Below are 21,258 nucleotides of genomic sequence, written 5' to 3'. Positions count from 1 at the left end.
TCACCACCTTTCTTAAAATAAAAAAGACATTTAGTTTTAACTAAACGCCTTTTTAAGAATTTCTTGTATTTCTTTTATTTGTTCCTCTTTTTCTTCATCTGTCATTTGCTCTACTTGTCTACTTCTCCATTCATTACGAATCCTATGTTGTTCTTCTGTAAAGTTCTTAAGCATATTTTCATCTTCTTCACTTCTTATTGAAACAATTTGACCTAGTGGTGTTTTAGGCATTATTCCACTAAGCAATGTACAGAATTCATCCCAAGTCATATTAGTTTCATTTCTTAATCTAATTCCGTATTGAGCTGTAAAAGAAGCTTCTATAAGCTCCCAATCTTCAAATAAATCATACCATTGATTATTCTTTACTTTCTTGAAATCGCTTTGCCTCTTTCTCACTCATTTCTTCAATTTCTTCTAATTCAACATTAGATATAGCAGCCATTATTACATTTATTATTGCATTATATGCTGACATGCTCCATTCATCACCTTTACTATCTATATATTCAAAAGCTTCTTTACCTAGGGAAGCTTTTATTATTTTATTAATAAGCTCCATCTCATCCTGTTTTTTATCATCTTTTTTCTTATTTTCTTTAACTAATGATTGAATATATATAGCATTATTCTTCGTATTATTAATTTTATATTCGTGATCTTCATCTATCTTTACTGTTGGTTTTACATTAACTAACTTATTCATTATGTCATATACTTTTGCCATTGTTTATACCTCCTAATGTCCTAAGCTTGATGGTGCTTCTGTATATTCTGGTTTTCCGTCACCTTTTAAGTCAAATTCTAATGGAGCAACCTTTGTACTATCATCTCCACCTACATTTTTAATATCAATTACACAATTAAATGTAAGTTTAGACCCATCTGGGAACTCCATTTCTCCTTTTGTACTACAATCTAATCCATCCTTCCATGCAGTTGCTGCAACATAATCATTTCCTGGATCACCTACATTTCTTTTGCCTTTTAAAGATATTGAGAAACTTTTTCCTGTCATTAAACTTCTTGCCCAACCTGCTGTATCCATTGGTGTCCAATCTTCTACCTTACCATCAATCTTTATACCAAAGTTCTCCATATCAGCTATAGTCTGCATATCTTGAGATTGACTTGCTTTCCCTTTTGTTCCTATCTTAAATTTAAGATTATATACTGGAAAAACTCCTGTAAATGCCATAATTATTCACTACCTTTCATGTATTATATTTACTTCTATTACATATTCATATATGTTATTTTTATCTGTTCCAACTCCTATAGGTTCAGTAGTTATCATTTTAAAATCTATAACTCTTTTCCCACCTATAACAGCATCTTGTCCAAATAAAACATTAAATACTTCTTGAGCTTTTTGCTCTGCTATATTAGCATTCTTTCCCCAATGAACTAATATAGAAATAGCCTTAGTGGAATAGCTTGTATTTTCTAAACCACCTAAGGCTATATGATTTCTTGGTCCTCTTATGCTATAGATACCTATACATTGCTCTTTAGTTGCATCTATCTTTCCTATATACCATTGAGGGCATTCTATTTTAGTTTTTAAATATTCTCTTACTTCACTTAGCAACATTATTTAATCAATCCTTTGCTAAATATTTTTAAGAATTTAAAATAAGTCTCTGTTACAAATTCTTTATTATCTCCATCAATATAAGATTGCATCCATTTACCTTGTGCATTTATATTTTTATCTTGTCTAAAATTATATTCTGGATGCCAATATAATCTTCTAGCATATGGTGTATCAAAAATTATAGATGCTATTCCATCATCTAACTTAGATAAATCAACAAAACCACTTCTTTCAAGTTCTCCAGTATCCTTAGGAACTATAGCACTTGTCTTAATATCACTTAACATGGCCTCTGTAGTTTCCTCTAAAGCTTTATTTCTAGCATTTATTAAAGTGTTTATCTTAGTTCTATCTAATTTTATTGTTACTTTAGCCTTCATTAGATAAGCTCCAATTCAGTAGAAAATACACTTCCATCTGGATTACGTGGCCTTGATGACTTATAAATATCTTTTTTAACATCTCCAACCTTTATATATCCTTCAATTAATTTATTAGGATAAATATCACCTTCAATTGTTACGGTCCCACTTAAAGTTACAAGTCTACGCTCTGCATCGAGAGTATTCTTTCCCTTTTCATTATATATACTTAATCCTTTATAAATTAACTCTTCTACTGGTTCACCATCCTCATTCATATAAGTATGGTAAACCTCTACTGGTGTTTTTAAAAGCCATTTAGGAAATGGTAATTTAATTCCCATAGTTTAGATCCTCCTACTATTTAAACCAGTTTGATATATATAATTAATAACTTCCTGTGTGGTTGTTATGCCATTTACAATACTTCCATTAAAAGATACCGAAGTACTACCAGCTGAAAATCCACTTAAAGGCATATTAATAAACTCACCATATTGCTCTATAAATTCAGCCTGTAAACAAACTGCTTTTTTAATTTTATCTTGTTGAAATGGAGATAAATTTTTAAATTCTACTCCTATTATTCTGTTATATGTCAATTTATCAATTTGATCTGATGCTCTTTCTAATCTATTTTCTAAAGTATCATCATTAAGGATATCACCTTTGAAATTATCTTTATAATATGAAATATCTACATAAGACATATACTCACATCCTTATAAAGAAAAAGAAGCCTTAACTAAGACTTCTTTAACTCTTTATTTTCAGCTTTAAGCTTTTTATTTTCTTCTTTTAATTTCTCATTTTCTTGCTTTAAAGTATAGTTTTCATCTTTTAATGGATCTAATTCATCTTTTAACTTTATATATTCCTCATAAGAAATAGATTTCCCTGCTCCACGTTCTATAACTTCCCCTTCATCATTAACTATGTCATATCCTTGTTGTTTATAAAAGTTCTGTTCAGATTCAGTTATTGTATAAACTTTATTTTCTTTAATAGCCTTCATATGTATTCTCCTTTCTAACCTTCTGATTCTGCATTAATAGCAATACCACAAGCTTTATTTTTAATTAAGAATGTATCTCCATAACTTCTATTTTGGAATACATACTTATCTGCTGTTCTACTATCTGTTCCAGGAGTGAACACTTTAATATAAGAATACTTACTTCTTGTTACTTGGCATGATGGATGAATAAGTATAATATTTATTTGCTTTGCATCACCTGCTGGAACACATCCATTTGTAAAATCATATTTTGTTTTCATTCTCGCACTTGGAACTTTAGTAATAGTCACATCATCTAATGAATAAACTCTTCTATCAACTTTTCCAGTATTCTTATCAGAATTAATAGTTCTTGTTAATCCTTCCGCATTTTTAAGAAGTTTATTAATAGCTGGTGTAACATAAAGTATTCTACCTTCACTTGGTACTCCTAAGTCATCCATTTTCTCCATTTGAGTATCAAACCAATCTAATATATTTGCTGTTGTTAAAACTGTATTATCTATAACAGCACCATTTGCTTTATATGTTTTAGCTTCTGCATAAAGCTTAGAATATCTATAACTATCCTTTTCTGGTATCGCCTGTTCTGTTTCAAAAACATTTTGAATATTAGCCATCTCTAATGTTAAGTTTGTTTCATCAACATCCATGGGATCTATTGCAAACTCAATATCTCTATCATGAGATAGCTTCTTTGGTTCCCAATCATTTGACATTGAACCTGTATTAAATCCCATAGCACTTCTATTATGATCCTTATATCCACTTACTGTTATATTAGGTAATTTAATAGTTTGTGCATTAATGAATTTAACTTGTGGATTAGATTGCTCTAATGCATATGAAGTTAATTCTCTTGCATATTTTTGTTGTAATTGTCTTTCAAATTGTTCAGCATAACTGTATACTGCCATTTTATATCACTCCTAATCTTTTTATTATTTATTTCCAAAGGCTCTTGCTAATGCATCATCAACATTTCCTTTTTGTTTTCCACCATCAGCACCTATTTTAAAGCCTTTGTTTTCATCTTGTTGCTGCACTCCTTTAAAGCTTGGATATTTTTCTAAAACTTTATCTACTGCTTGATCCATAGTAACATCATCACTTACCATAGCTTTAGCTAATATAACAACATCGTCAACACTATCAGCTAAAACACCTTTAGATAAACAAGTTACTTTTGCCTCTAATGTATTAGCTCTCTCCTCTGCATCTTGTTTAGCTTTTTCTGCATTAGTTAAAGCTTCACTTTGCTTTTCTGCTTCTGTTTTTTGGCTTTCTTTCCAATCTTGATAAGCTTTAAGTTCTTCTTTAGATAGTTGGCCTTTCTTTTCTCTTGCCACCCTATCCTTAATCATCCTATTTACTTCTTCTTGAGTAAAAGTCTTTTCTTCTGTTGGATTAGTTTCTGTTCCTTCACCTTCTCCACCTGCACCATCAGTTGGATTAGTTTCTAAACCTACTCCCCCATTACCTGCTCCATCATCTTGTGCTAGTTTCATACCTAATCTTTTTCTTAAATTTAAATTTGATATAGACATAAATACCTCCATTTATAGCCTGTCGGCTGTTAATTCCATGCACAGTTTAAGGTCTTAAGCAAGTTTTGGACAAAATAAAAAAGCCTTAGTTTCCTAAGACTTTCTTACTACTAGAATTTCATCAACTTCACAATATAAACCATCTAAAAACTCATAGATATAATTAATAGTATTTTTTAAATTCGGATAATCTATAAATTTCCACTTATTAAAATATAAATCTCCATTTTTATTGATAAGATATCTCCAAACATCTCCATTAGAATCAATACCTTGTAATTCTTTTATCAAGTTTTTAATCTCATTTAATAACTTTTTATCAATATTTAATCTATAAATTTTAGTATTATATTTTTCTTCAAGCTTTTTTAATTTAATATCATTATTTAAAAGGTTTAAAACATCCTTGTCAACTCTATCCCATAATGTCATAAGATTATGTCCAGTTGGTATCTTTCCATTAACTCTTCTATATATAAGTTTTAAGCTTATTTCTATACTATGTCTATATAAGAACATTATTGGAAATATATATTTATCTAATATATCAATTCTATTTTTATGGCCTTCTAATATTGCTTTGTCAAGAAGATCATCAGCTGAACTTTTATATCCATCCTTTACTCCAATTAGGTATAATTCTTCTGACTCCCAACCTATATAAGCTTGTTCACTTTTATTTTTACCTTCTATAAATACTTTTCTTTCCATTTTATCCCCCAAAACAAAATTAACTTACTACACTTCTATTGAAGCTATTTCATTTTCATATAGCTCTATGTTATATTCATCTTTTTTTATTTCTATACTTGCTATCTCTGGTTCATTATCTAAAGCTTGTGTAAATCCTTCATATGGTCCAATAATGATATTCCCATCAACAGTTTTTATTTTTAACTTAAGATTATTATCTAGCTTATGAGTTTTCATTATATCTCTTAATGTCTCTACTAAGTTAAACATGGAATCACCTCTTTAATTAGGAACTATATGAGTTCCTTTTTTAGAATAATGTATTTTAAAGTTATTTGTTTTGTTTTCTGAACCATCTAACATACTTACATTAACACCTATTTTCTTATCTGTTTTTATTATTTCTTTTTTTCTCCAGTTACCTTTAGAATCCATATCTAAAGCACCAGTACCAGCATACTTATTAATAAGTTCTTGTGCCTCTTCTAAAGATATGGTTAAATAACTTCTACCTTCAATGTAGTTGTTATGTCCTAAAATATGTTTACCTTGTTTCCCAACCTCTATTTTTAAAGGTTGATTATTCTTAATGAAATCTCTTATTTCTTTAATTTTAGCATTTTGAAACTTTTGCTTCAATACTTCTGCCTCTATATTAGCATCCTTAATATTTAAGCCTTCTCTAGCTTTTTCTCTATAATTATTTCTTCTAAGCTCTTTATTACTTTCTAAATGATCCTTTAAAGCTTTTTCTAATTCTTTAACCTTTTTACTTGCTATTTCTTTATTCTCTTCATCACAAGTACCAGCCTTGAATCTCTTCCACTTTCTTAATTGTCTTTCATAATATCTCTGTTTCTGTTCAACCTCATAAAGTTTAATAGCATCTTCACCATTAGGAACTACTGGAAGTCTTGTTACACCAGGGAAATAAGTTGCTAATGTATGCCTACAGTTAGGATGTAAGAATCCTTTTCCTACAGCCTCACTTAATAATGGATAATCTCCATCCTCTTTAGTACCATGAGAAAATATATCATCAATCAATACTTTTCCTTGCCATGGTTCACACATTTTACAAGTGTTAGCATGAGCCGTAACAACTACTAAATGTATTCCATATTCATCTCTTTTCTTTCCTTCACCTAAAAATGTAGCTCTTTGACTTGCTGTTCTTAAACACATCTCTGCATAACTAGTAATATTAACTTGTTTACCATTCTTATAAGTTATACTATTTATACCTTTCTCAAGAAAATCCTTAGTAGCCATATCTATAGCTTGATTAATAGTCTTAGTACCACTTTGCAAATATACATGAGTTTTAAATATTATTTGCCTATATACATCATCCATCTTTCTTAAAACTGACATTTGAGCCTTTTTTAAATCATTTGTAACAGTTTCTTGTAATGCATTAAGTTTCTTTTCGTTAATACCAAAGAAGTTTTCTTCAACTTGTGGATTAGTCTTTTTCCCTAGTTCTTTAGCAATATACTCTCTAACTGTTTGAGGTTCTTTTATATTCTCTGGAAACTTTATCTTTACTTCATCTATTAACTTTTCTGCATTTTCTTGACCTTTAGTAAAATCCCCTTGAATCTCTCTGTTTATAGCTTCTTGGATAGGCTTGTTATATTCCTCAACTAGTTTCTTATTTCTCTTTCTATACTTTTCAATTTCTCTAAGCTTAGTCCTTTGCCATTGTTCCCATTGAAATCCTTCTTTACTCTGCTCGGCTTGGTGAAAATAAAAAGCCCTATGCATACTAGAAATTAAATCAAGCTCCATTTGCTCGAATATATTTCTAATATCATAAGACTTATCTCTTTCCTTTTTAGCATTTTCTTTTATTTTATTTTCAGTAATTCCTCTAAGTATATCAGCTAATAATTGTATATCCTTATCCCTCTTGTCCATCTGTTTCAACCTCATTATCATCAGTATATGAAATATCAGAATCATCTACTGTCTTAGGTTCTTCAGCTACAAGATAGCCATTCTGTTCCTTTATTCTTTTTATCTCTTCTTCCTTTTCTTCATCTGTCCATGTATCTCCATACATTTCCTCAATACATTGCTCTATAGACATTACTCCATAGGTTTTAGCTTTCCCTACAGTTTCTACTACTGTATCAAAGCTAGGACTTGCATATTCTCCAAATACAATACTTACTTCATATTCTCCAGTATTCTTTTTATTTAATACATCATTGGTCTTTAAGATTATATTAACTAACTCTGGTATAACCTCTGTTAATATATCAACCATTTTTCCTCTAGTATATAAAGTAGTTTTTTCTTTCTCTCTTTGAGCTTCTGCATTATCTGTTTTTTTAAGGTCTATTCCTAAAGTGCTAGGACTTATTATACCTTGTAGACACATATCAATAGCATTAGAATAACTTTCAACATAAGCCTCATAATTTATATTAGCTTGCTTCATATCTATCTCATTCTTTGCATCTTCTGCAAGGCTAGAACCTACTTTTAAGAATCTATTATCAAAAGGATTAGGTTTCATTAAATTACCATTAATATCTTTTGGAACTAAATCCTCTGGTATATACTTTTGGACTCTCCCATCCCTTATGGCATCTATCCATTGAGATATAACTTCATCTAATGCATCAAAGGCATCTGATTTATTATCAAATATACTCTTCCCTCTTCCTTCAAACTTAGGAGATTTAAAGAACATTAATGGTACTCCCATTATAAAATCATCTTTATATGTTACATCTGCAAGTTCTCTAGTTTCATCAAGTGTATTTAAAGAAACTTCATTTCCATTACTATCATATAAATTATAGTTTATATATCCTTTTCCATAAGTTTCACTTAATTTATATTGTCTATTATTTTTAGTATAAAAAGTATAGAACTTTATTTCTTTTAATCTTCCTCTTTGAGTTATATATTCAACCTTATCACCATCGAAAAACTCTATTATTGGATATTTGCTTATCTCTGTATCTATAGATAGTTTAAAAGCTCCATCACCACTAACTAATGTAGTAGCAATTATATCACCTAGCATATCATCAAACTTATTATCTTTTCTTATTTCTTCCCATAATGTGTTATAATTCTCTCCTGTAACTTCTATACTATCTAAGTCAGCTACAACTATATCACTTAACTTATCAGCTATCATTGCAGGTAATCCACTATGTATTTTTCTTATACTTAAATCTTCACTTGGAACAGCACTCCAAAACCTAGCTTTATTTACTGGATCACTTGATATATTCTTAAAGAATTGGTCCAATTCGTATGGTTCTCCCCTATACCAAAGCTTATTTCTAATCACATTAGTTTCATAGGTATAAGCTTCTTGTATAGTAATAGGATTAATTAATGCTGGTTGAACATTTAAATATTTAATTGCTGCTTTAGTTAACATACTCTTAAACCACCCCACTTCTACTCCTCCTTACAAAAAATAAACCGATAAATTTTTATCGGTTTATTTTTTCCTTTTGCTTAATTCTAATAATCTATACATGATTTTTTTATAATCTTCATTTAAACACTCAAAGTTATTATTATGTAGACCTACTAGTACCTTAACCCATTCATATCCCCTAGTTTCAACAAGATTACATGAGTTTGTTAATTCATCTTTTAAAATATATATTATTGAATTACTTCTTCTCATATCCTCATATAGACCTAATAGTTTATTTATACTTCTATCATCATTTAACTCACATAAAATTTTATAAATATTATTTTCTAAAGTATCAACATTAACTTGAGCAATATTTTCATAAATTATTGAATCACTTTCTTCTAATCCATTTTGAGTTCGATATTGATCATTACTTATCCTATTCCTATTTCTTCGTAACTCTTCAATTAAATGATGTATAAGATAATATTTTATCTTAAAATAAACTAAATTAGCAGGAGCTACTAATTCTTTATTATACTTAACTGCATTTTGTTGTTTATTTAACTTATATAATAATAAACTAACTGATAAAGAAGTAAATATACTAACCAATGTAAAGATTGATTGGAAAACTGTTGAGTAATTTGGCATCATAGTAGATGTAGCAACATAATTGCCATTTATAAATTCAATTCCTATAGGTAGTAAATATATTATAGCAAAACATAAATAAACAATACTTGCTATTAATACTATAGACGAAAATACTATAGCAATAATAATGAGTATTAATTTTAAAAAATTTATTATTTTTTTCAAACATTTTATTATTTTATTCAAATTATCACCTCCGTTCATTGTAATTTTACAATAAATATACAATTAAGGAAAGTGCTTATGTTATATAATCTCCTACTATCTTTCTAAAAGGTATCCATGCATACTGACTAGAGTTAATTGTATGATCATTTGCATCCTCTGGCTCATACTTATCCTCTTTCCATGAATAACATTCAAGTTCTCTTATATGCTCTTTACAAGTATCTAAAACATAATAAAATACTTTACCATTGGTATTAATCCAACCTAAAGCTAAATGTATTCTATCCAATATAGTTACTTTCTTATAAGAGTTAATAAAGTTATACATACATGGATTAGTTCTCTTAAACTTCTTAAGCTCCGTTATAGTTGCTTGGTCTGCTGAATCTACAAATACATCTCTAGCAAATCCCCATTCATTTCTATTCTTCTCTAAGAACTTAAAGTATTTAGGAGCTATATCACTAGGAGCTAATGGAGTTTCTAGGTCTTTATTGTTATACACCTCTTCATCTAGCATTACTAATTCTTTCTTATCTGTAATACCTAAGAAAGTAAATGCAAAGGTATCAGGACTATTTTGAGAATATGAGGTATCTAATCCTGCTGTAAATTGAACAAACTTTAATTTCTTATCTTTTATTTGTTTAATAACCTGTTCTTTAGATAATACATTATTCTTTCTTTCAAAATTAGAGAATATTAATCCTGTTGCTCTTCCTCTTAACCCTAGTATCTTATTCTTATATAGCTTAGTACCTTTAGGAGCACTCGTCTTTTTCTTTTCAATAGCTTCCTCACTTAATGATGCATTATCATAAAAAGAAAAGAACCAATAAGTCCAGTTAGGCTTTGGTTCCGAATTTAACTGCTCCATTATCTCTTTTGGAACATCTTTCTTATATTTTTCTAATGGTCTACAACAATTAATAAATTCTGAATATATAGGTAAGTTAGGATCATCTGGATTAAGTGTCATCATAAGATAATCATTTCTAGTACATATTTCTCTTACAAATTCAATACTAGCTGTGTTAACCTCATCTATAAGTACACAACCGAATTGAGAACCTAAGGCCATCTTCCATTTATCTACGTTATCATAACCTAGTATATATATTATTTTCTCACCATTAGGAGTTATATATCTTATATGAGGTATTTTATTATCTTTATCACCATTACCGTTATACTTGACTAAATCACCAAATACATCAGTAATTCCATATTCTTTTTGTATTAAGTTTTTCTCAGCAACGCCAGTTGTTTTAGCAGCAATAACATGCATTTTCTTAGGAGATTCTGCAACCATCAGCATAAACTTTAATATTCCTACTGTAGTTTTTCCTGCTGCTGTTGTTCCCTCCAATGCTTCTACTGGTGCTCTATGTTTTAAAAAAGCTAAATACTTATCTGATAACTTGTATTCATCACTCATCGTCATCATCCTTTAACTGGTTAAGTATAGAATCTAGTTTAGTTGTAGAATTAACATTTACGTTACTATCCTTTTCAACTTTATCAACAAACAATCTATATCTTTTACCTAATAATTCTGCTGCTTTGATTTTATCTTTAGCCGAAATTTCCTTATCAACAACTTTAGCCTCACTCATAAAATCACCTATATTTTCAGTAACTACTACTTGTTCTGTTTCTTCTCCTCTTAGAACTCTAGTTAGATACTCTAGCACTTCCTCTGCTTTAGCTATCCTTTTGCTTTCTAATTCTTTCATCTTTTCATCTATATAAGATTTCAAGGCAGGTTTTAGCAAGTTCTCTTGTCCTATTACCCTAGCTGTCTTTTTACTATATCCTGCCTTAATAGCTGATTCTGTGGCGTTGCCTGTTTCAATATAATATTCAGCAAACGCCTTCTGTTTTGGTGTAAGCTTCATAACAACACCACCTTTCTTTAGTAGAATAAAAATAGAGCTTTTATTAAAAAAACTCTATCTACTTAAATTTATACAGTTACTTTATTTTTTATTATAAAATTCTTATACAACTCATAATAATATTTATTTTTAGATAATGAAATCGTTGGTTCCAACACTAATAAATTATCTACGAACTCCAAAAATTTTAAATCATCTATAAATAAATGAAAATCTGCTCCACCTTCTTGACAATCTTTAATGATTTCCATATATTTATTGAATTTTTCTTGATTAATCATTATCAAACAATTAGGTTCTACACCCAATCCTACAAATTTATCAAATATTTTTTTGCTCATTATACTAATTTTTTTACTATCAAAATCATTTAAAATAGTATCTAAGTCTTTTATTTCATCCATTACATCTTTTCCTATGTTATTCTCCGTATTAATATATTTATTGAATGCTTCTAAAAAACTATAGGTATTATATATGTATATAATATTTCCATCAGTTGAACGATAAAACTCATTTAATAATTCTTTTCTTGGACCAATTTTTTTACCCTCTATTATCTCAATCCAATCTTCTTTTCTATCATCTGTTATATAAATAATATTTTTTTTATTATTTTTACTGTATTTTATTATTTCTAACCAATTTATAGCATCACCATATTTTTTATCATCATTTTTCTTATTATCCTTGTATCCAGGTGGTATCTTTTTAGAATATCTTATATCAATATCTTTTTTATAGCTTTCTAAATCTTTATCAGTTAAAGACGAACCCACTTTACCATCAAATATATTAACTATTTTTTTTAAAATGTAATCATCTTCAATTATATTTTCAGATTTCTTCTTATCCTCATTTATAATTTCTTTTATTTTATTTTCACACTTTTGTAAAAGTTCTATAATTTCCGGCTTTTTATCTTCTAAAGTTGAATGTCTTAAAGCTTTTATATAATCTATACTTTTAGAAAAACTTAATTCTTCTAAAACCTCATCATAAATCTTACTTTGCTCTAAAATTATTGAGACTCTATTATTAAAATATTCTATACCAGTTTGATTTGGTATCCATATCCTCTCAGATATTTTGTCTAAACTATTTAACACTTTTTCTTTTGTATTATTCGAATATCTATATAGATTTAATAGTATATTAGCATCTAAAACAAAATCTGCAGTTTCCCACAATTTTTCAAAAGTCTTATCATCATATGGAATATACCCCCAAAAAGCTTTTCTCATAGTTCCCCTCCCAACACTTAATATATAATAAAATTTCACATAATTATTATAAGGTAAAGTTTTACAAAAATCAAAATAAAAAAGAACCTAGTCTAAACTAAATTCTTTTCCGTAATCCAGAGGTTATTTAATTTTTAATGGCGGGGTGACAAGGATTTGAACCTCATACTTTGGTTTTGGAGACCAATGTTTTACCAATTAAACTATCTCCCCATATTAGCAGGAACTTAATCCAGCTTAGACTTTGTATGAAAAAATAAACTTAAAAGGAAGTATTATTTAGGAAGGTAAAGGAGTTGCACCTTTATTAATACTCTTCCTTCCACGTGCAAGGCTTTTACACCTTGCTCTTTCCGTTAGTTAAGTTTTAATTTACATCCAGGAGGATCATCAATGAACGCTTTACCCTATCCACAATTACATAATAACATATAAAAGTAGGTATATGGTGGGTATTAAACGGGTATAGATATGGGGTATATTTATATAATAAACCTTTCTTGAACTCCTGGATTATAGAATATAAAATCTGCAATCTGCCTTATTATCTTATTCCTTAGTTCTTTCCTGCAGTAATCCTTATTATATCTTAAAATGTAAGCCACATTCCCCCAACTAACATTGGGCTGATTAATATACTTTAATTTAACTAAATCTTTCTCTTCTTTAGTTCTAAGTGTTTGTATAGCTAAGTCTATTCTTCTTTTCAACTTAACCTTATACTCTAAATCTCTCTTAAGATAGAATAGATCTTTCTCTTTTCTTATAATTTCATCCTCAACCATACTGCTAAATTTATTTGTTGATCCACTTTTCTCACTATATCCAATGGCCACACAACCAGTATAAGATTCTTTAATATCTTCAATTTCTGCTTTTATTAATTTAATTTCAGTTTCTAATCTATTGTAATTCTTAAGTAAATTTTCTGTTTTTCTGAATAGCTCTTTATTCATATATACCTCCTAAATTTTATTATATTTGTATTTTTGTTGACATTTTTGTTCATTTGATCTAAAATATAAATGAATTAGAAATAATTCATTTTCTACATGTGGCGGAATAGGCAGACGCAACAAGTTGCCAACTTGTCGGTCATATGGCCGTGGGGGTTCGAATCCCCTCGTGTGATAGTTTACGGATACTTTAAGTATCCGTTTTTTTATTATATAAAATAAATTTTAATACATGGCTAAAATCTAACACCGCTCTATATCCTTCTTATAAACGCCATAGAAAGTTTTATCTATCAAGATGATGCAATAGTTCTCCCTTTCAATAAAAACCTCATGAACGCTATTTTTAGTTAATAGAGGATGGAGCCTTGTCCAATCCTCCAACAACTTTATTTTAGGTTTATCAAAGAAACCTATTTGATTCTTTGTCATATATATCACTTCTCTTAATCTCTGAATTTAAATAAAAATACCGCATATTCATTTTGAATAATACGGTATTTTAATAATATATTTGATTTATTTTTTTATTTAAGTAATTAATTAACAAACTGTTATCTATAATAATTTTATTTGATTTTTAATTTTTTCTTCAACATTTTTCTTTTTTAATAAATCGTCTGCTTGTTTTAAATTTTGAAAAGACCTTTGCAGCTTAAGCCTATGCTTTGGTTCCCCAAATTTTTGTTGTATTTCCTCAAGACTTAATTTATGATCTTTATTAATTTCATACATATTATTTAAAAGTATTTGATACTGATACATTGAAAATAGCAATTCCTGATAACTAAAAACAAAGTCTCCTAATGCATCAGATGCATTATCAGGAAATAAAAATTTGATCTTAGTTCCAACTTCCTTTAATTTCTCCAATTTAATTAAAAACTCTTTATGACCTGGGTTTTTTAGTGGATTATCTATTGCAGTAGTGATTTCTTCCAAATAAGTGTTATTTGTCAACCATATAAAGTATGACTTTAAAGCAAAAATTGGTTCATCTTTTTCTTCATCGAAATCCTTATCGAAATCCTTACAGTTATTTCTATATAACTGTATCAATCCCATAGCAATTAGATAGTTTTCCATACGCTTATCAAATAAATGTTGTTTGTTGCTCAATTTCATTTGATGGTGGGTTTGTATTAGTGCATAACTAGCAACAATAATAGTTATTACTGAAAGTAAAAAATTCCAGTCTATTTTCATTATAGATTAACTCCTTCCTAATAAATTTGAAATTATCATATAGTTTATTGAATAATAAACTTACATAATAATAAAATTATACTAATTGTTGCTTGGCATGTATATGCCCTCAATACCGCATTATTAAATTTAAAAAGAACATTTTCTATTTATCTAAATTCAAATTCAACTCTCTCAAGTTCTTCCGTATATTCTTTTTTAATTCTAAGATCTATAATCTGGCTATCATCCTTATAAGCTACTCCATTTAAACTATCTAATATAACCTTTCCTATATTGTCCGCATCTGGTTTCTTTGTTGGCTTTTCTAATCCATCCCTTATGACTTGTACACGTTTTTTAGTATAAGACTTAGGTATTTTATAGTAAGCAATTATCAAAGCCTTTATAGCTCCTTCTAGGTATCTTCCATCTTGTTTCTTATAACACTCTCTTACTAACTTTTCATACTCAATTGTATCTTTAGGAGTAAAGGCATGGCCTCTACAAACTCTCGGCCTAGCCTTTCCTCTTATCTTTCCTGTAACTACTACCACCTATATCCTCCAAATCTAACATTCCATTTCTTTCTTCCACTTATTTCTCTAACTTTTAAATAAGCATCTACTTCTCTATTTCTTTCTATTTTTCTTTTAGCTAAATCTCTGTAGGTCTTTAATGCTAGCTCATGTACTGAATAAACTTCTAGTAAATTAACTTTCACTTAAATCACCTCTATTTTTTTATGAGTTTGAATTTCTAGTGTTGGAACATACTTCTCAATAGCTCCTCTAGAAAAATCATTCTCTGGTTTAATTTTTATAACTTCATTTTCTTCAACAATATCTGCATTGTTAAAGAAAGTTCTATAACATACATCTGTTAAGTAATTAGCTAATAATTTATGACTAGGAGAAGGATAGGAACGAGGTGAGGTTGATTTTACTACTTCTTCTCCTTCTTTCTCATTTTTTTCATTCTTCTCATTCTTTTCATTATTGTTTGTGTATACCTCATGGTTTTTTTGTGGTATAGCATATGGTTCTTCTATGGTTTCTTTGTGGTATACGCTATGGTTTTTTTGTGGTTTTTTTATGGTTTTTTCACCCTCTGAAAAATCTTGATAATCGTTGTAATTACTAACTTTCAAGGTGGTACCCTTTTTCGATTTTTTAAGTTCAATCATTTGTTCACTTTCAAGTAACTTTAAGAACTTTCTTACTGTTGTTTTTGATACACCCCATCTTTCGGCTAATTTTAACTCTGATGTGTGATGTTCCCCTCTCTCAACTTCCATTAATTCATTCCCTAGCAAAAATTTATTTTCCTTATGGTTAGCTAGAAGAAGAATGTCTAGCCACCATTTTAACTTTTGTGGATCTTGCCATATCCAATGTTCTTGAATATTTCTATAAAGCTTTATCCATCCTTCTGCCATAACTAACCCCTCCTATCTTATAATGATGCTCCTTCAAATATATCTTGTTGCCCTTCAAGCACTTCATTGTTACTATCAACTGTATAATCAGCTTCAATAACACCTTCATTCTCATTGTTTTCTTGAATACCTTCAATGTTAGCTTGTACATTTTCTATATCATCCATTAGACCTTTATTAATTAAGTTTTCATCTGCTGTATATGCTTTTTGCATTTCTATACTTAAAATTCCCCATTTAGATAGTAGGTTTCTTAGAACTGTTTTCTTGGCCATCGCATCAAAGTTGCTTTTCCAAACAGAATTTTTTGAATTAACTGTCTTTGAAAATTTATTAGCATGATTATTAACTTCTTCTTTGGTCCAGAATACTGTCTTTTCAAATCCATTTATTAATTTAAAATATCCTGCATATCCAATTACTGCATCGCTCTCACGTTTGCTAAAGTCAACCTCAATTTCTTCTGTTAATGGATTCCATGAAACTAATTCGCCTTCTCTTATTTCAACTACATTTATAGACTTATATTGACCTGTTCTTAATGCTAATTGAATATACCCTTTATAACCCATTTGAAATTGAGCTCTATTACCATATGGGACTACCCATGCATACCCTAAATTCTTATCCACTGGTAAATCCATTGTTGCTGCTACCATACAACTTGCTATTACACTCATTCCTTCACATTTTTGTAAGTTAGTATCTGAATTAACTAAGTTAACTATTGAACTCATATATTGAGGTGCCTTTTCATTTAATACCTCTTCAAACCTTTTCTTTATAGTTGGACTATCCATTAATCCTTTAACTGTATTTCCAACTGATAAACTATTACCAGTTCCCTTCTTTGCTAATTGATTTTTTAAACTTGATGCTGTTGCCATATTATTTTTCCTCCTTAATTATTAATCTTCTGCTTATACTTTCTTTTAAATATTTTTCATAATCATCTTTAAGTAATTCTTTAATTTTTGAACTATCTAAATTTTTTCTTACTGATTGTTTTAAACTAATGCTATATCCAGGAACATTAGCATACTCTGCATATCCTATGTTTTGCTTTAATTGGTTCTCTATCTCTTTAATTTCTTGCTCTACATTATCTTTATATTCTTTGAGTTCTTTTCTTTTATTAAGTAACTCCTTCCATGATGAATCTAGTTTTATAACTTCACCTTCATTAACTTTTTTATATCTCTCATTAACCCATTTTTCAGCAGCACTTGAACCATCTAATGCAGGTGGTGTTTTGTCTTTGACCATTTTCCAAAAATCTTTTTCAGCTTCAATAATGTATTCTATAAGTTCATCATCACGCTCAACTTCTTTCCAAATAAACTTTTGTCCACCAATCAAAACTGCTATATATCCTTTAGTTGCTCCTGTAACTGCTAAGTAGTGTTGAACTTGTACTAAATAACTAGCAGGTACCTCTTCCTCTTCCCATTCCTTAGCTAAATACTGATTAGCTGTTTTACATTCTAAAATTGAATTTTCTCCTACAATTCTTCTATCTATGTTAGCAACCATAAATGGATAATCTTTATTTTGAAAGTGCCTTCTATCTCTTCTTACTTTCTTACCAGTTCTCTTTTCAAATTCTTTAGCAACTACTTCTTCAAATTGATCTCCCCAATAGGCTGATTCTGATTGCTCTCCTACTTCTAAAATAGGTTCTGTTTTTTCTAAATAAACTTCAAAAGCTGTTTTATATTTATTTAATCCTAGGATAGCTCCTATATCGGAGCCTCCTATTCCTTTCTGTCTTTCTCTAAGCCACTCTAATCTCTCTTCCATTAGAATCCCTCCTCTGCTACTGACTTACATTCATCATTACATTCACAGCACATTTTTATATCCCCTATATCGTAATAATCATCTCCAACATATATACACTCACCACACCAACTACACTCAAAAGCTACTTTTGGCTCTTTTTCATCATTTCCGTATTCATAACAACAATCTGGTATATTAATCATAACTTGCCTCCTTAAATTTATTATGTTAAACTTTCTTTGAAATTTATTTTTTATGAGTACATTGGTTACTTTGGTCGGTGCCAATGCACTCTCTTTTTATTTCTTCCTCTATTAAATTACTTAAAGGCTTGTCTACTTTTAAATCGCTAAACCTTTCTTGTACTCTATCAGCTATGTTCTTTGATACTTTTACTAAGTCCATAACCAACACCAAACCTTATAAGATAAATAGTAAAAGAAACACCATATAATAACTAAACCTATTACAGTTACTAAACATCCTATATTTACTTTCTTCATATAATCCTCCTAAACAAACTTTCTGTTATGTTAAGAACCTCTAAAAACTTTTTCTTTGGAATAGGTTTCTTAAATCTAATATTATTAAATTTTAAATCCTGCTCTACAGCTAACAAGATACTTTCAAACTCTTCTTTACTATGTCTAGCCTTTAAACTCTGTATATCTTTAAAGTTCATAACATCACCCCTAACTTACATTTATTGAAAAGATAAAACTTAAAGTACATCCAACAAATAACATTAAATACTTAAAACTTTTTTTAGGATCTTTCTCATTTATAGATTTATCTAAAAAATAAACACTTAAAAATAAAGTTGTTGCTGTTGTTATTATTCCAAAGACTATTTTTCCTCCTGGCGTAAACATATCAAACCTCCTTTACAAGACTTATTATTGGTGCTAAATTACTTAGTACATTACTTAAGATATCTTTTAACTTTTGGTTCTCTTCTTTTACTTCATCTAACTCCATTTCCATACGTCTACGTTCTAATGGACTAAATCTTTCTAATTTAGTTCCTTCTAGCTCCAAAATAGTTTGTAAATTAAATCTTATTGCAGGAATCCCTTCTACAGTAGGGATAATTCCTGCTTTTCTATACTCCTCAATAGACTTAACACTCATTTGCCAACGTTCTGCTAAGTCTTTTTGTGTTAATAGTTGTGCCATTTCTTGCCCTCCTTCGATTTACTTATCCTTAGGTTTTAATTAAAGCTTGTCTTATTCATTCCCTTAGTATCAGAGGGATTCGCTGTTTACTGATACTTGTCCTATATATTTCCAACCTTTATAATTTAAGTATCGGCTCCGCCAAGTCGAAATAAATTATGAAAGGTGGTATAATTATGGTTAATATGAAATCTAATAATGAAATTTATAGTAAATTAATTAGAAACTCTATAAAAATTCCTACTCCAATTTACAAGCCAAATTTCACTCTTGCTTCTAGTGTTTACTCAATCGAAAGTTGCATGAAACAAATTTCTCAACTTAGTAAAATTACTTTTCCATTGCCAAATATTAATTTACAACTCCAACAAATGGTTAAAGATTTTAATACTTTAAATATTGAAAATATTAGTTCTATGGTAAAAGCAATATATAATGACTCATTTATTAACTTAAATCAATTAACTAAATTAACTTCAAATATAAACTATAATTTGTTTTCAAATGAATTAGCTGAAAGCATATATTCATTCACTGATTCACTTAAAGAATTTTGTAATGAAAATAATATAGTCAATAGTGATATCGATTCTTATGTTAGTTCTATAGACTCGACAAAGGAAACTTTTGAAAATAGTAAACTTAGTAAATCAGATATTTTAAATATTATTAATATTGTTGTTACCCTATTATTTTTTGTATATGGACTTTATTCTGATACACAAAGTAATATATCTAATGAACATATGACTAAAACTATTCAACAAAATACTGAAACCAATATTAAGTTAACTAAAGAATTAGAAAAATTAAACTCTAATCTAAAGAACCTTTCTTCTGAAGATTAGTAATTTCTTTTTCAAGCTGGTCAACTATTAAATCAACCTTTTGTATAGCCAATTTATTTTCTTCAATCTGCATTTGTAATTGCTTATTTATATTCTCTCTTTTAAAAAGAGAAACTATATTTACTAAAACAGTAATAATTAATAAACAATTTAATACAGTTTGTATTATAGATTTAACTTTTAACTGCTCTTTATTGACTTGGGCAGTTATTTTATTTTCCATCTTAATCTTTCCTTTCATTTCTTTATCATTGAGCAAATGCTAATTGGCTATTAGCAAGTTCAATTTCTTCTTTTAATACTCTTGGTAATGTATAACTATCAACTATCTCTTTAGCTAAATCTAAATCTTTTCTCTTAATAGCTGCACAAGTATCAACTCCAAATTCTCTATGAATCTGTCCATATAAATCTGAAAACACTTTTTTACTTAAAGGCTTATATGCATTAGACTTCTTACCACCTAGTAATGAAACTACAACTCTATTAACTTTCTTCTTTAAATCTTTACTGTCTATTTCAAATAGCGGTAAATCATCAAACTTCTTATCTACTTCAATTACCCTCTCTTCAACTTCTCTTAACGCTTTAACTTGTAACTCTAAAAGTTCTAAATTAGATGTTGGTTTCATTTGATATTGTCCATTTTTCCTTATCTGAGGTATTACATCCACAGCTAGCCAAGTCTGAAACTTTCTTGCCACCTCATTATTAGCTTTCATTGCTAATAAATAAAATAAGCTCTCAGGAATGAAATCATCTTTCCCCAACTTGTTGGGGAAATTAAATTCCTTACAATAATTATTGATTGTTTCCCATCTTATACTTATATAAAGTTTTCCATTCTTATTTTGATTTTGAATAAATCCAAGCCCTCTAGCAGTATCTTCAGCATTAATTGAAATACTTCCATCTTCATTTTTAATTGTTCTTACATCGATTGATAAATCTTCATTTTTGAAAATCATTAAGTTATTCATTTATTTCCTCCTTAACTTATATCTCGTTGCATATTTGGGATATTATTTGCAAAAAAAATTTCAAATATATCATTTGGATTTTTTATATTAAAAATAGATATAATATTTATAGCCTCTTTAATGGTAAATTGACTTCTCCCATTTAACTTAGCATTTAAACTCTGAGTGGTTATATTTAATTCTTTTGCTAACTTACCCTGAGAATAAGCATTTTCTTTCATAATCCCTTTTAATTTGCTATAAACCATTTTCTCACCTCCGTTGCATATTTAGGATGATTAAATCATAACACTTCTGAAAAATGTAGTCAACCCA

34 protein-coding genes and 2 tRNA genes are annotated in these 21,258 nt (G+C 28.8%); 2 read left to right on the top strand and 34 right to left on the bottom strand.

Annotated features, from left to right (window positions below; all coding sequences use genetic code 11):
• Positions 1-36: 36 nt before the first annotated feature.
• The 20 genes from CPF_RS04750 to CPF_RS04655 form a co-directional block, all read right to left on the bottom strand.
• Positions 37-399, bottom strand: a complete 363-nt coding sequence (locus CPF_RS04750) for a Gp15 family bacteriophage protein (protein WP_041702638.1) — start codon at positions 397-399, stop codon at positions 37-39.
• A complete protein-coding gene (locus CPF_RS04745; RefSeq protein ID WP_003460275.1) occupies positions 359-727 on the bottom strand; it encodes a hypothetical protein in 369 nt (122 codons plus the stop codon). Before CPF_RS04745 ends, CPF_RS04750 begins: the two co-directional genes overlap by 41 nt.
• A gap of 12 nt (positions 728-739) precedes the next feature.
• Positions 740-1,198 carry a phage tail tube protein gene (locus CPF_RS04740; protein WP_003460307.1) on the bottom strand — a complete coding sequence of 153 codons (459 nt, stop codon included), beginning with the start codon at positions 1,196-1,198 and terminating at the stop codon, positions 740-742.
• Positions 1,199-1,207: 9 nt separating this feature from the next.
• Positions 1,208-1,594, bottom strand: coding sequence for a phage tail terminator protein (locus tag CPF_RS04735; RefSeq protein ID WP_011590476.1), 387 nt, complete (start codon positions 1,592-1,594; stop codon positions 1,208-1,210).
• Positions 1,594-1,977: a hypothetical protein gene (locus tag CPF_RS04730; RefSeq protein ID WP_011590475.1), complete on the bottom strand. Its 384-nt coding sequence runs from the start codon at positions 1,975-1,977 to the stop codon at positions 1,594-1,596. Before CPF_RS04730 ends, CPF_RS04735 begins: the two co-directional genes overlap by 1 nt.
• On the bottom strand, positions 1,977-2,303 hold the full coding sequence (locus CPF_RS04725) for a hypothetical protein (protein WP_011590474.1): 327 nt from the start codon (positions 2,301-2,303) through the stop codon (positions 1,977-1,979). Before CPF_RS04725 ends, CPF_RS04730 begins: the two co-directional genes overlap by 1 nt.
• A 3-nt stretch (positions 2,304-2,306) precedes the next feature.
• Positions 2,307-2,669 (bottom strand): hypothetical protein, encoded by a 363-nt coding sequence (locus CPF_RS04720; protein ID WP_011590473.1) that lies wholly within the window; start codon positions 2,667-2,669, stop codon positions 2,307-2,309.
• Positions 2,670-2,704: 35 nt separating this feature from the next.
• Positions 2,705-2,974 (bottom strand): hypothetical protein, encoded by a 270-nt coding sequence (locus CPF_RS04715; RefSeq protein WP_003460293.1) that lies wholly within the window; start codon positions 2,972-2,974, stop codon positions 2,705-2,707.
• Positions 2,975-2,988: 14 nt separating this feature from the next.
• Positions 2,989-3,894 carry a hypothetical protein gene (locus tag CPF_RS04710; protein ID WP_011590472.1) on the bottom strand — a complete coding sequence of 302 codons (906 nt, stop codon included), beginning with the start codon at positions 3,892-3,894 and terminating at the stop codon, positions 2,989-2,991.
• Positions 3,895-3,918: 24 nt separating this feature from the next.
• On the bottom strand, positions 3,919-4,524 hold the full coding sequence (locus tag CPF_RS04705; RefSeq protein WP_011590471.1) for a hypothetical protein: 606 nt from the start codon (positions 4,522-4,524) through the stop codon (positions 3,919-3,921).
• Positions 4,525-4,617: 93 nt separating this feature from the next.
• Entirely contained in the window at positions 4,618-5,235 is a 618-nt protein-coding gene (locus tag CPF_RS04700) for a hypothetical protein (protein ID WP_011590470.1), read from the bottom strand.
• A 27-nt stretch (positions 5,236-5,262) separates the two neighbouring features.
• A complete protein-coding gene (locus tag CPF_RS04695) occupies positions 5,263-5,487 on the bottom strand; it encodes a hypothetical protein (protein ID WP_011590469.1) in 225 nt (74 codons plus the stop codon).
• A 12-nt stretch (positions 5,488-5,499) separates the two neighbouring features.
• Positions 5,500-7,137 (bottom strand): phage minor capsid protein, encoded by a 1,638-nt coding sequence (locus CPF_RS15060; RefSeq protein ID WP_011590468.1) that lies wholly within the window; start codon positions 7,135-7,137, stop codon positions 5,500-5,502.
• Complete coding sequence (locus CPF_RS04685; protein WP_041702637.1) at positions 7,121-8,641, bottom strand: phage capsid protein; 1,521 nt, start codon at positions 8,639-8,641, stop codon at positions 7,121-7,123. The genes CPF_RS15060 and CPF_RS04685 overlap by 17 nt, the downstream gene beginning before the upstream one ends.
• Before the next feature lie 45 nt (positions 8,642-8,686).
• The gene (locus CPF_RS04680; protein ID WP_041702636.1) at positions 8,687-9,454 is read right to left on the bottom strand and encodes a hypothetical protein; all 768 of its coding nucleotides are present in this window, start codon (positions 9,452-9,454) and stop codon (positions 8,687-8,689) included.
• Between the two features lie 55 nt (positions 9,455-9,509).
• Positions 9,510-10,874: a terminase large subunit domain-containing protein gene (locus tag CPF_RS04675; RefSeq protein ID WP_011590465.1), complete on the bottom strand. Its 1,365-nt coding sequence runs from the start codon at positions 10,872-10,874 to the stop codon at positions 9,510-9,512.
• Positions 10,867-11,334, bottom strand: a complete 468-nt coding sequence (locus CPF_RS04670; RefSeq protein WP_011590464.1) for a terminase small subunit — start codon at positions 11,332-11,334, stop codon at positions 10,867-10,869. The genes CPF_RS04675 and CPF_RS04670 overlap by 8 nt, the downstream gene beginning before the upstream one ends.
• Before the next feature lie 68 nt (positions 11,335-11,402).
• Complete coding sequence (locus tag CPF_RS04665; protein ID WP_011590463.1) at positions 11,403-12,578, bottom strand: PIN-like domain-containing protein; 1,176 nt, start codon at positions 12,576-12,578, stop codon at positions 11,403-11,405.
• 138 nt (positions 12,579-12,716) lie between these two features.
• Positions 12,717-12,791, bottom strand: a tRNA-Trp gene (locus CPF_RS04660).
• Between the two features lie 269 nt (positions 12,792-13,060).
• A complete protein-coding gene (locus tag CPF_RS04655; RefSeq protein ID WP_011590462.1) occupies positions 13,061-13,534 on the bottom strand; it encodes a hypothetical protein in 474 nt (157 codons plus the stop codon).
• Between the two features lie 92 nt (positions 13,535-13,626).
• Here CPF_RS04655 and CPF_RS04650 point away from each other — a divergent pair.
• Positions 13,627-13,710: transfer RNA gene (locus tag CPF_RS04650), tRNA-Gly, on the top strand.
• Between the two features lie 382 nt (positions 13,711-14,092).
• Here CPF_RS04650 and CPF_RS04640 read toward each other — a convergent pair.
• The 11 genes from CPF_RS04640 to CPF_RS04600 form a co-directional block, all read right to left on the bottom strand.
• Positions 14,093-14,740: a hypothetical protein gene (locus tag CPF_RS04640; protein WP_011590461.1), complete on the bottom strand. Its 648-nt coding sequence runs from the start codon at positions 14,738-14,740 to the stop codon at positions 14,093-14,095.
• A gap of 149 nt (positions 14,741-14,889) precedes the next feature.
• A complete protein-coding gene (locus CPF_RS04635) occupies positions 14,890-15,276 on the bottom strand; it encodes a RusA family crossover junction endodeoxyribonuclease (RefSeq protein WP_011590460.1) in 387 nt (128 codons plus the stop codon).
• Positions 15,270-15,443 carry a hypothetical protein gene (locus CPF_RS14955; protein ID WP_011590459.1) on the bottom strand — a complete coding sequence of 58 codons (174 nt, stop codon included), beginning with the start codon at positions 15,441-15,443 and terminating at the stop codon, positions 15,270-15,272. Before CPF_RS14955 ends, CPF_RS04635 begins: the two co-directional genes overlap by 7 nt.
• On the bottom strand, positions 15,444-16,157 hold the full coding sequence (locus CPF_RS04630) for a GntR family transcriptional regulator (protein ID WP_011590458.1): 714 nt from the start codon (positions 16,155-16,157) through the stop codon (positions 15,444-15,446).
• A 17-nt stretch (positions 16,158-16,174) separates the two neighbouring features.
• Positions 16,175-17,044, bottom strand: a complete 870-nt coding sequence (locus CPF_RS04625) for a recombinase RecT (RefSeq protein ID WP_011590457.1) — start codon at positions 17,042-17,044, stop codon at positions 16,175-16,177.
• 1 nt (position 17,045) lies between these two features.
• Complete coding sequence (locus tag CPF_RS04620) at positions 17,046-17,957, bottom strand: YqaJ viral recombinase family protein (protein WP_011590456.1); 912 nt, start codon at positions 17,955-17,957, stop codon at positions 17,046-17,048.
• Positions 17,957-18,142, bottom strand: a complete 186-nt coding sequence (locus tag CPF_RS04615) for a hypothetical protein (RefSeq protein WP_011590455.1) — start codon at positions 18,140-18,142, stop codon at positions 17,957-17,959. Before CPF_RS04615 ends, CPF_RS04620 begins: the two co-directional genes overlap by 1 nt.
• A 43-nt stretch (positions 18,143-18,185) precedes the next feature.
• The gene (locus tag CPF_RS14870; protein WP_162467388.1) at positions 18,186-18,344 is read right to left on the bottom strand and encodes a hypothetical protein; all 159 of its coding nucleotides are present in this window, start codon (positions 18,342-18,344) and stop codon (positions 18,186-18,188) included.
• A gap of 94 nt (positions 18,345-18,438) precedes the next feature.
• On the bottom strand, positions 18,439-18,621 hold the full coding sequence (locus tag CPF_RS04610) for a hypothetical protein (RefSeq protein WP_003477299.1): 183 nt from the start codon (positions 18,619-18,621) through the stop codon (positions 18,439-18,441).
• Between the two features lie 10 nt (positions 18,622-18,631).
• The gene (locus tag CPF_RS04605) at positions 18,632-18,811 is read right to left on the bottom strand and encodes a hypothetical protein (RefSeq protein ID WP_011590453.1); all 180 of its coding nucleotides are present in this window, start codon (positions 18,809-18,811) and stop codon (positions 18,632-18,634) included.
• Position 18,812: 1 nt separating this feature from the next.
• Positions 18,813-19,115 (bottom strand): histidine kinase, encoded by a 303-nt coding sequence (locus CPF_RS04600; RefSeq protein WP_011590452.1) that lies wholly within the window; start codon positions 19,113-19,115, stop codon positions 18,813-18,815.
• A gap of 176 nt (positions 19,116-19,291) precedes the next feature.
• Here CPF_RS04600 and CPF_RS04595 point away from each other — a divergent pair, with 176 nt between their 5' ends.
• Positions 19,292-19,963: a hypothetical protein gene (locus CPF_RS04595; RefSeq protein WP_110003034.1), complete on the top strand. Its 672-nt coding sequence runs from the start codon at positions 19,292-19,294 to the stop codon at positions 19,961-19,963.
• On the opposite strand, the gene CPF_RS04590 is transcribed toward CPF_RS04595, so the two are convergent.
• From CPF_RS04590 to CPF_RS04580, 3 genes are read right to left on the bottom strand one after another with little or no spacing between them, the layout of a single operon-like run.
• Positions 19,932-20,204 carry a hypothetical protein gene (locus tag CPF_RS04590; RefSeq protein WP_233419466.1) on the bottom strand — a complete coding sequence of 91 codons (273 nt, stop codon included), beginning with the start codon at positions 20,202-20,204 and terminating at the stop codon, positions 19,932-19,934. The genes CPF_RS04595 and CPF_RS04590 overlap by 32 nt on opposite strands.
• A gap of 7 nt (positions 20,205-20,211) precedes the next feature.
• The gene (locus tag CPF_RS04585) at positions 20,212-20,943 is read right to left on the bottom strand and encodes an ORF6C domain-containing protein (RefSeq protein ID WP_011590449.1); all 732 of its coding nucleotides are present in this window, start codon (positions 20,941-20,943) and stop codon (positions 20,212-20,214) included.
• Between the two features lie 11 nt (positions 20,944-20,954).
• A complete protein-coding gene (locus CPF_RS04580; protein ID WP_011590448.1) occupies positions 20,955-21,191 on the bottom strand; it encodes a helix-turn-helix transcriptional regulator in 237 nt (78 codons plus the stop codon).
• Positions 21,192-21,258 lie beyond the last annotated feature (67 nt).

The organism is Clostridium perfringens ATCC 13124, assembly GCF_000013285.1.
GTDB classification, from domain to species: Bacteria; Bacillota; Clostridia; order Clostridiales; family Clostridiaceae; genus Sarcina; species Sarcina perfringens.
This window is presented reverse-complemented; position numbering and strand designations above follow the sequence as displayed.

Excerpts from the sequence above, each read along its gene's own strand:
- CPF_RS04715 (WP_003460293.1), bottom strand. The coding sequence starts at position 2,974 with ATGAAGGCTATTAAAGAAAATAAAGTTTATACAATAACTGAATCTGAA.
- CPF_RS04675 (WP_011590465.1), bottom strand. The coding sequence starts at position 10,874 with ATGAGTGATGAATACAAGTTATCAGATAAGTATTTAGCTTTTTTAAAA.
- CPF_RS04610 (WP_003477299.1), bottom strand. The coding sequence starts at position 18,621 with ATGAACTTTAAAGATATACAGAGTTTAAAGGCTAGACATAGTAAAGAA.
- CPF_RS04665 (WP_011590463.1), bottom strand. The coding sequence starts at position 12,578 with ATGAGAAAAGCTTTTTGGGGGTATATTCCATATGATGATAAGACTTTT.
- CPF_RS04745 (WP_003460275.1), bottom strand. The coding sequence starts at position 727 with ATGGCAAAAGTATATGACATAATGAATAAGTTAGTTAATGTAAAACCA.
- CPF_RS04720 (WP_011590473.1), bottom strand. The coding sequence starts at position 2,669 with ATGTCTTATGTAGATATTTCATATTATAAAGATAATTTCAAAGGTGAT.
- CPF_RS04725 (WP_011590474.1), bottom strand. The coding sequence starts at position 2,303 with ATGGGAATTAAATTACCATTTCCTAAATGGCTTTTAAAAACACCAGTA.
- CPF_RS04600 (WP_011590452.1), bottom strand. The coding sequence starts at position 19,115 with ATGGCACAACTATTAACACAAAAAGACTTAGCAGAACGTTGGCAAATG.
- CPF_RS14870 (WP_162467388.1), bottom strand. The coding sequence starts at position 18,344 with ATGGACTTAGTAAAAGTATCAAAGAACATAGCTGATAGAGTACAAGAA.
- CPF_RS04655 (WP_011590462.1), bottom strand. The coding sequence starts at position 13,534 with ATGAATAAAGAGCTATTCAGAAAAACAGAAAATTTACTTAAGAATTAC.
- CPF_RS04590 (WP_233419466.1), bottom strand. The coding sequence starts at position 20,204 with ATGAAAGGAAAGATTAAGATGGAAAATAAAATAACTGCCCAAGTCAAT.
- CPF_RS04625 (WP_011590457.1), bottom strand. The coding sequence starts at position 17,044 with ATGGCAACAGCATCAAGTTTAAAAAATCAATTAGCAAAGAAGGGAACT.
- CPF_RS04595 (WP_110003034.1), top strand. The coding sequence starts at position 19,292 with ATGGTTAATATGAAATCTAATAATGAAATTTATAGTAAATTAATTAGA.
- CPF_RS04585 (WP_011590449.1), bottom strand. The coding sequence starts at position 20,943 with ATGAATAACTTAATGATTTTCAAAAATGAAGATTTATCAATCGATGTA.
- CPF_RS04710 (WP_011590472.1), bottom strand. The coding sequence starts at position 3,894 with ATGGCAGTATACAGTTATGCTGAACAATTTGAAAGACAATTACAACAA.
- CPF_RS04740 (WP_003460307.1), bottom strand. The coding sequence starts at position 1,198 with ATGGCATTTACAGGAGTTTTTCCAGTATATAATCTTAAATTTAAGATA.
- CPF_RS04730 (WP_011590475.1), bottom strand. The coding sequence starts at position 1,977 with ATGAAGGCTAAAGTAACAATAAAATTAGATAGAACTAAGATAAACACT.
- CPF_RS04615 (WP_011590455.1), bottom strand. The coding sequence starts at position 18,142 with ATGATTAATATACCAGATTGTTGTTATGAATACGGAAATGATGAAAAA.
- CPF_RS04705 (WP_011590471.1), bottom strand. The coding sequence starts at position 4,524 with ATGTCTATATCAAATTTAAATTTAAGAAAAAGATTAGGTATGAAACTA.
- CPF_RS04695 (WP_011590469.1), bottom strand. The coding sequence starts at position 5,487 with ATGTTTAACTTAGTAGAGACATTAAGAGATATAATGAAAACTCATAAG.
- CPF_RS04640 (WP_011590461.1), bottom strand. The coding sequence starts at position 14,740 with ATGAAAATAGACTGGAATTTTTTACTTTCAGTAATAACTATTATTGTT.
- CPF_RS15060 (WP_011590468.1), bottom strand. The coding sequence starts at position 7,137 with ATGGACAAGAGGGATAAGGATATACAATTATTAGCTGATATACTTAGA.
- CPF_RS04620 (WP_011590456.1), bottom strand. The coding sequence starts at position 17,957 with ATGGAAGAGAGATTAGAGTGGCTTAGAGAAAGACAGAAAGGAATAGGA.
- CPF_RS04700 (WP_011590470.1), bottom strand. The coding sequence starts at position 5,235 with ATGGAAAGAAAAGTATTTATAGAAGGTAAAAATAAAAGTGAACAAGCT.
- CPF_RS04580 (WP_011590448.1), bottom strand. The coding sequence starts at position 21,191 with ATGGTTTATAGCAAATTAAAAGGGATTATGAAAGAAAATGCTTATTCT.
- CPF_RS04630 (WP_011590458.1), bottom strand. The coding sequence starts at position 16,157 with ATGGCAGAAGGATGGATAAAGCTTTATAGAAATATTCAAGAACATTGG.
- CPF_RS04605 (WP_011590453.1), bottom strand. The coding sequence starts at position 18,811 with ATGTTTACGCCAGGAGGAAAAATAGTCTTTGGAATAATAACAACAGCA.
- CPF_RS04735 (WP_011590476.1), bottom strand. The coding sequence starts at position 1,594 with ATGTTGCTAAGTGAAGTAAGAGAATATTTAAAAACTAAAATAGAATGC.
- CPF_RS04670 (WP_011590464.1), bottom strand. The coding sequence starts at position 11,334 with ATGAAGCTTACACCAAAACAGAAGGCGTTTGCTGAATATTATATTGAA.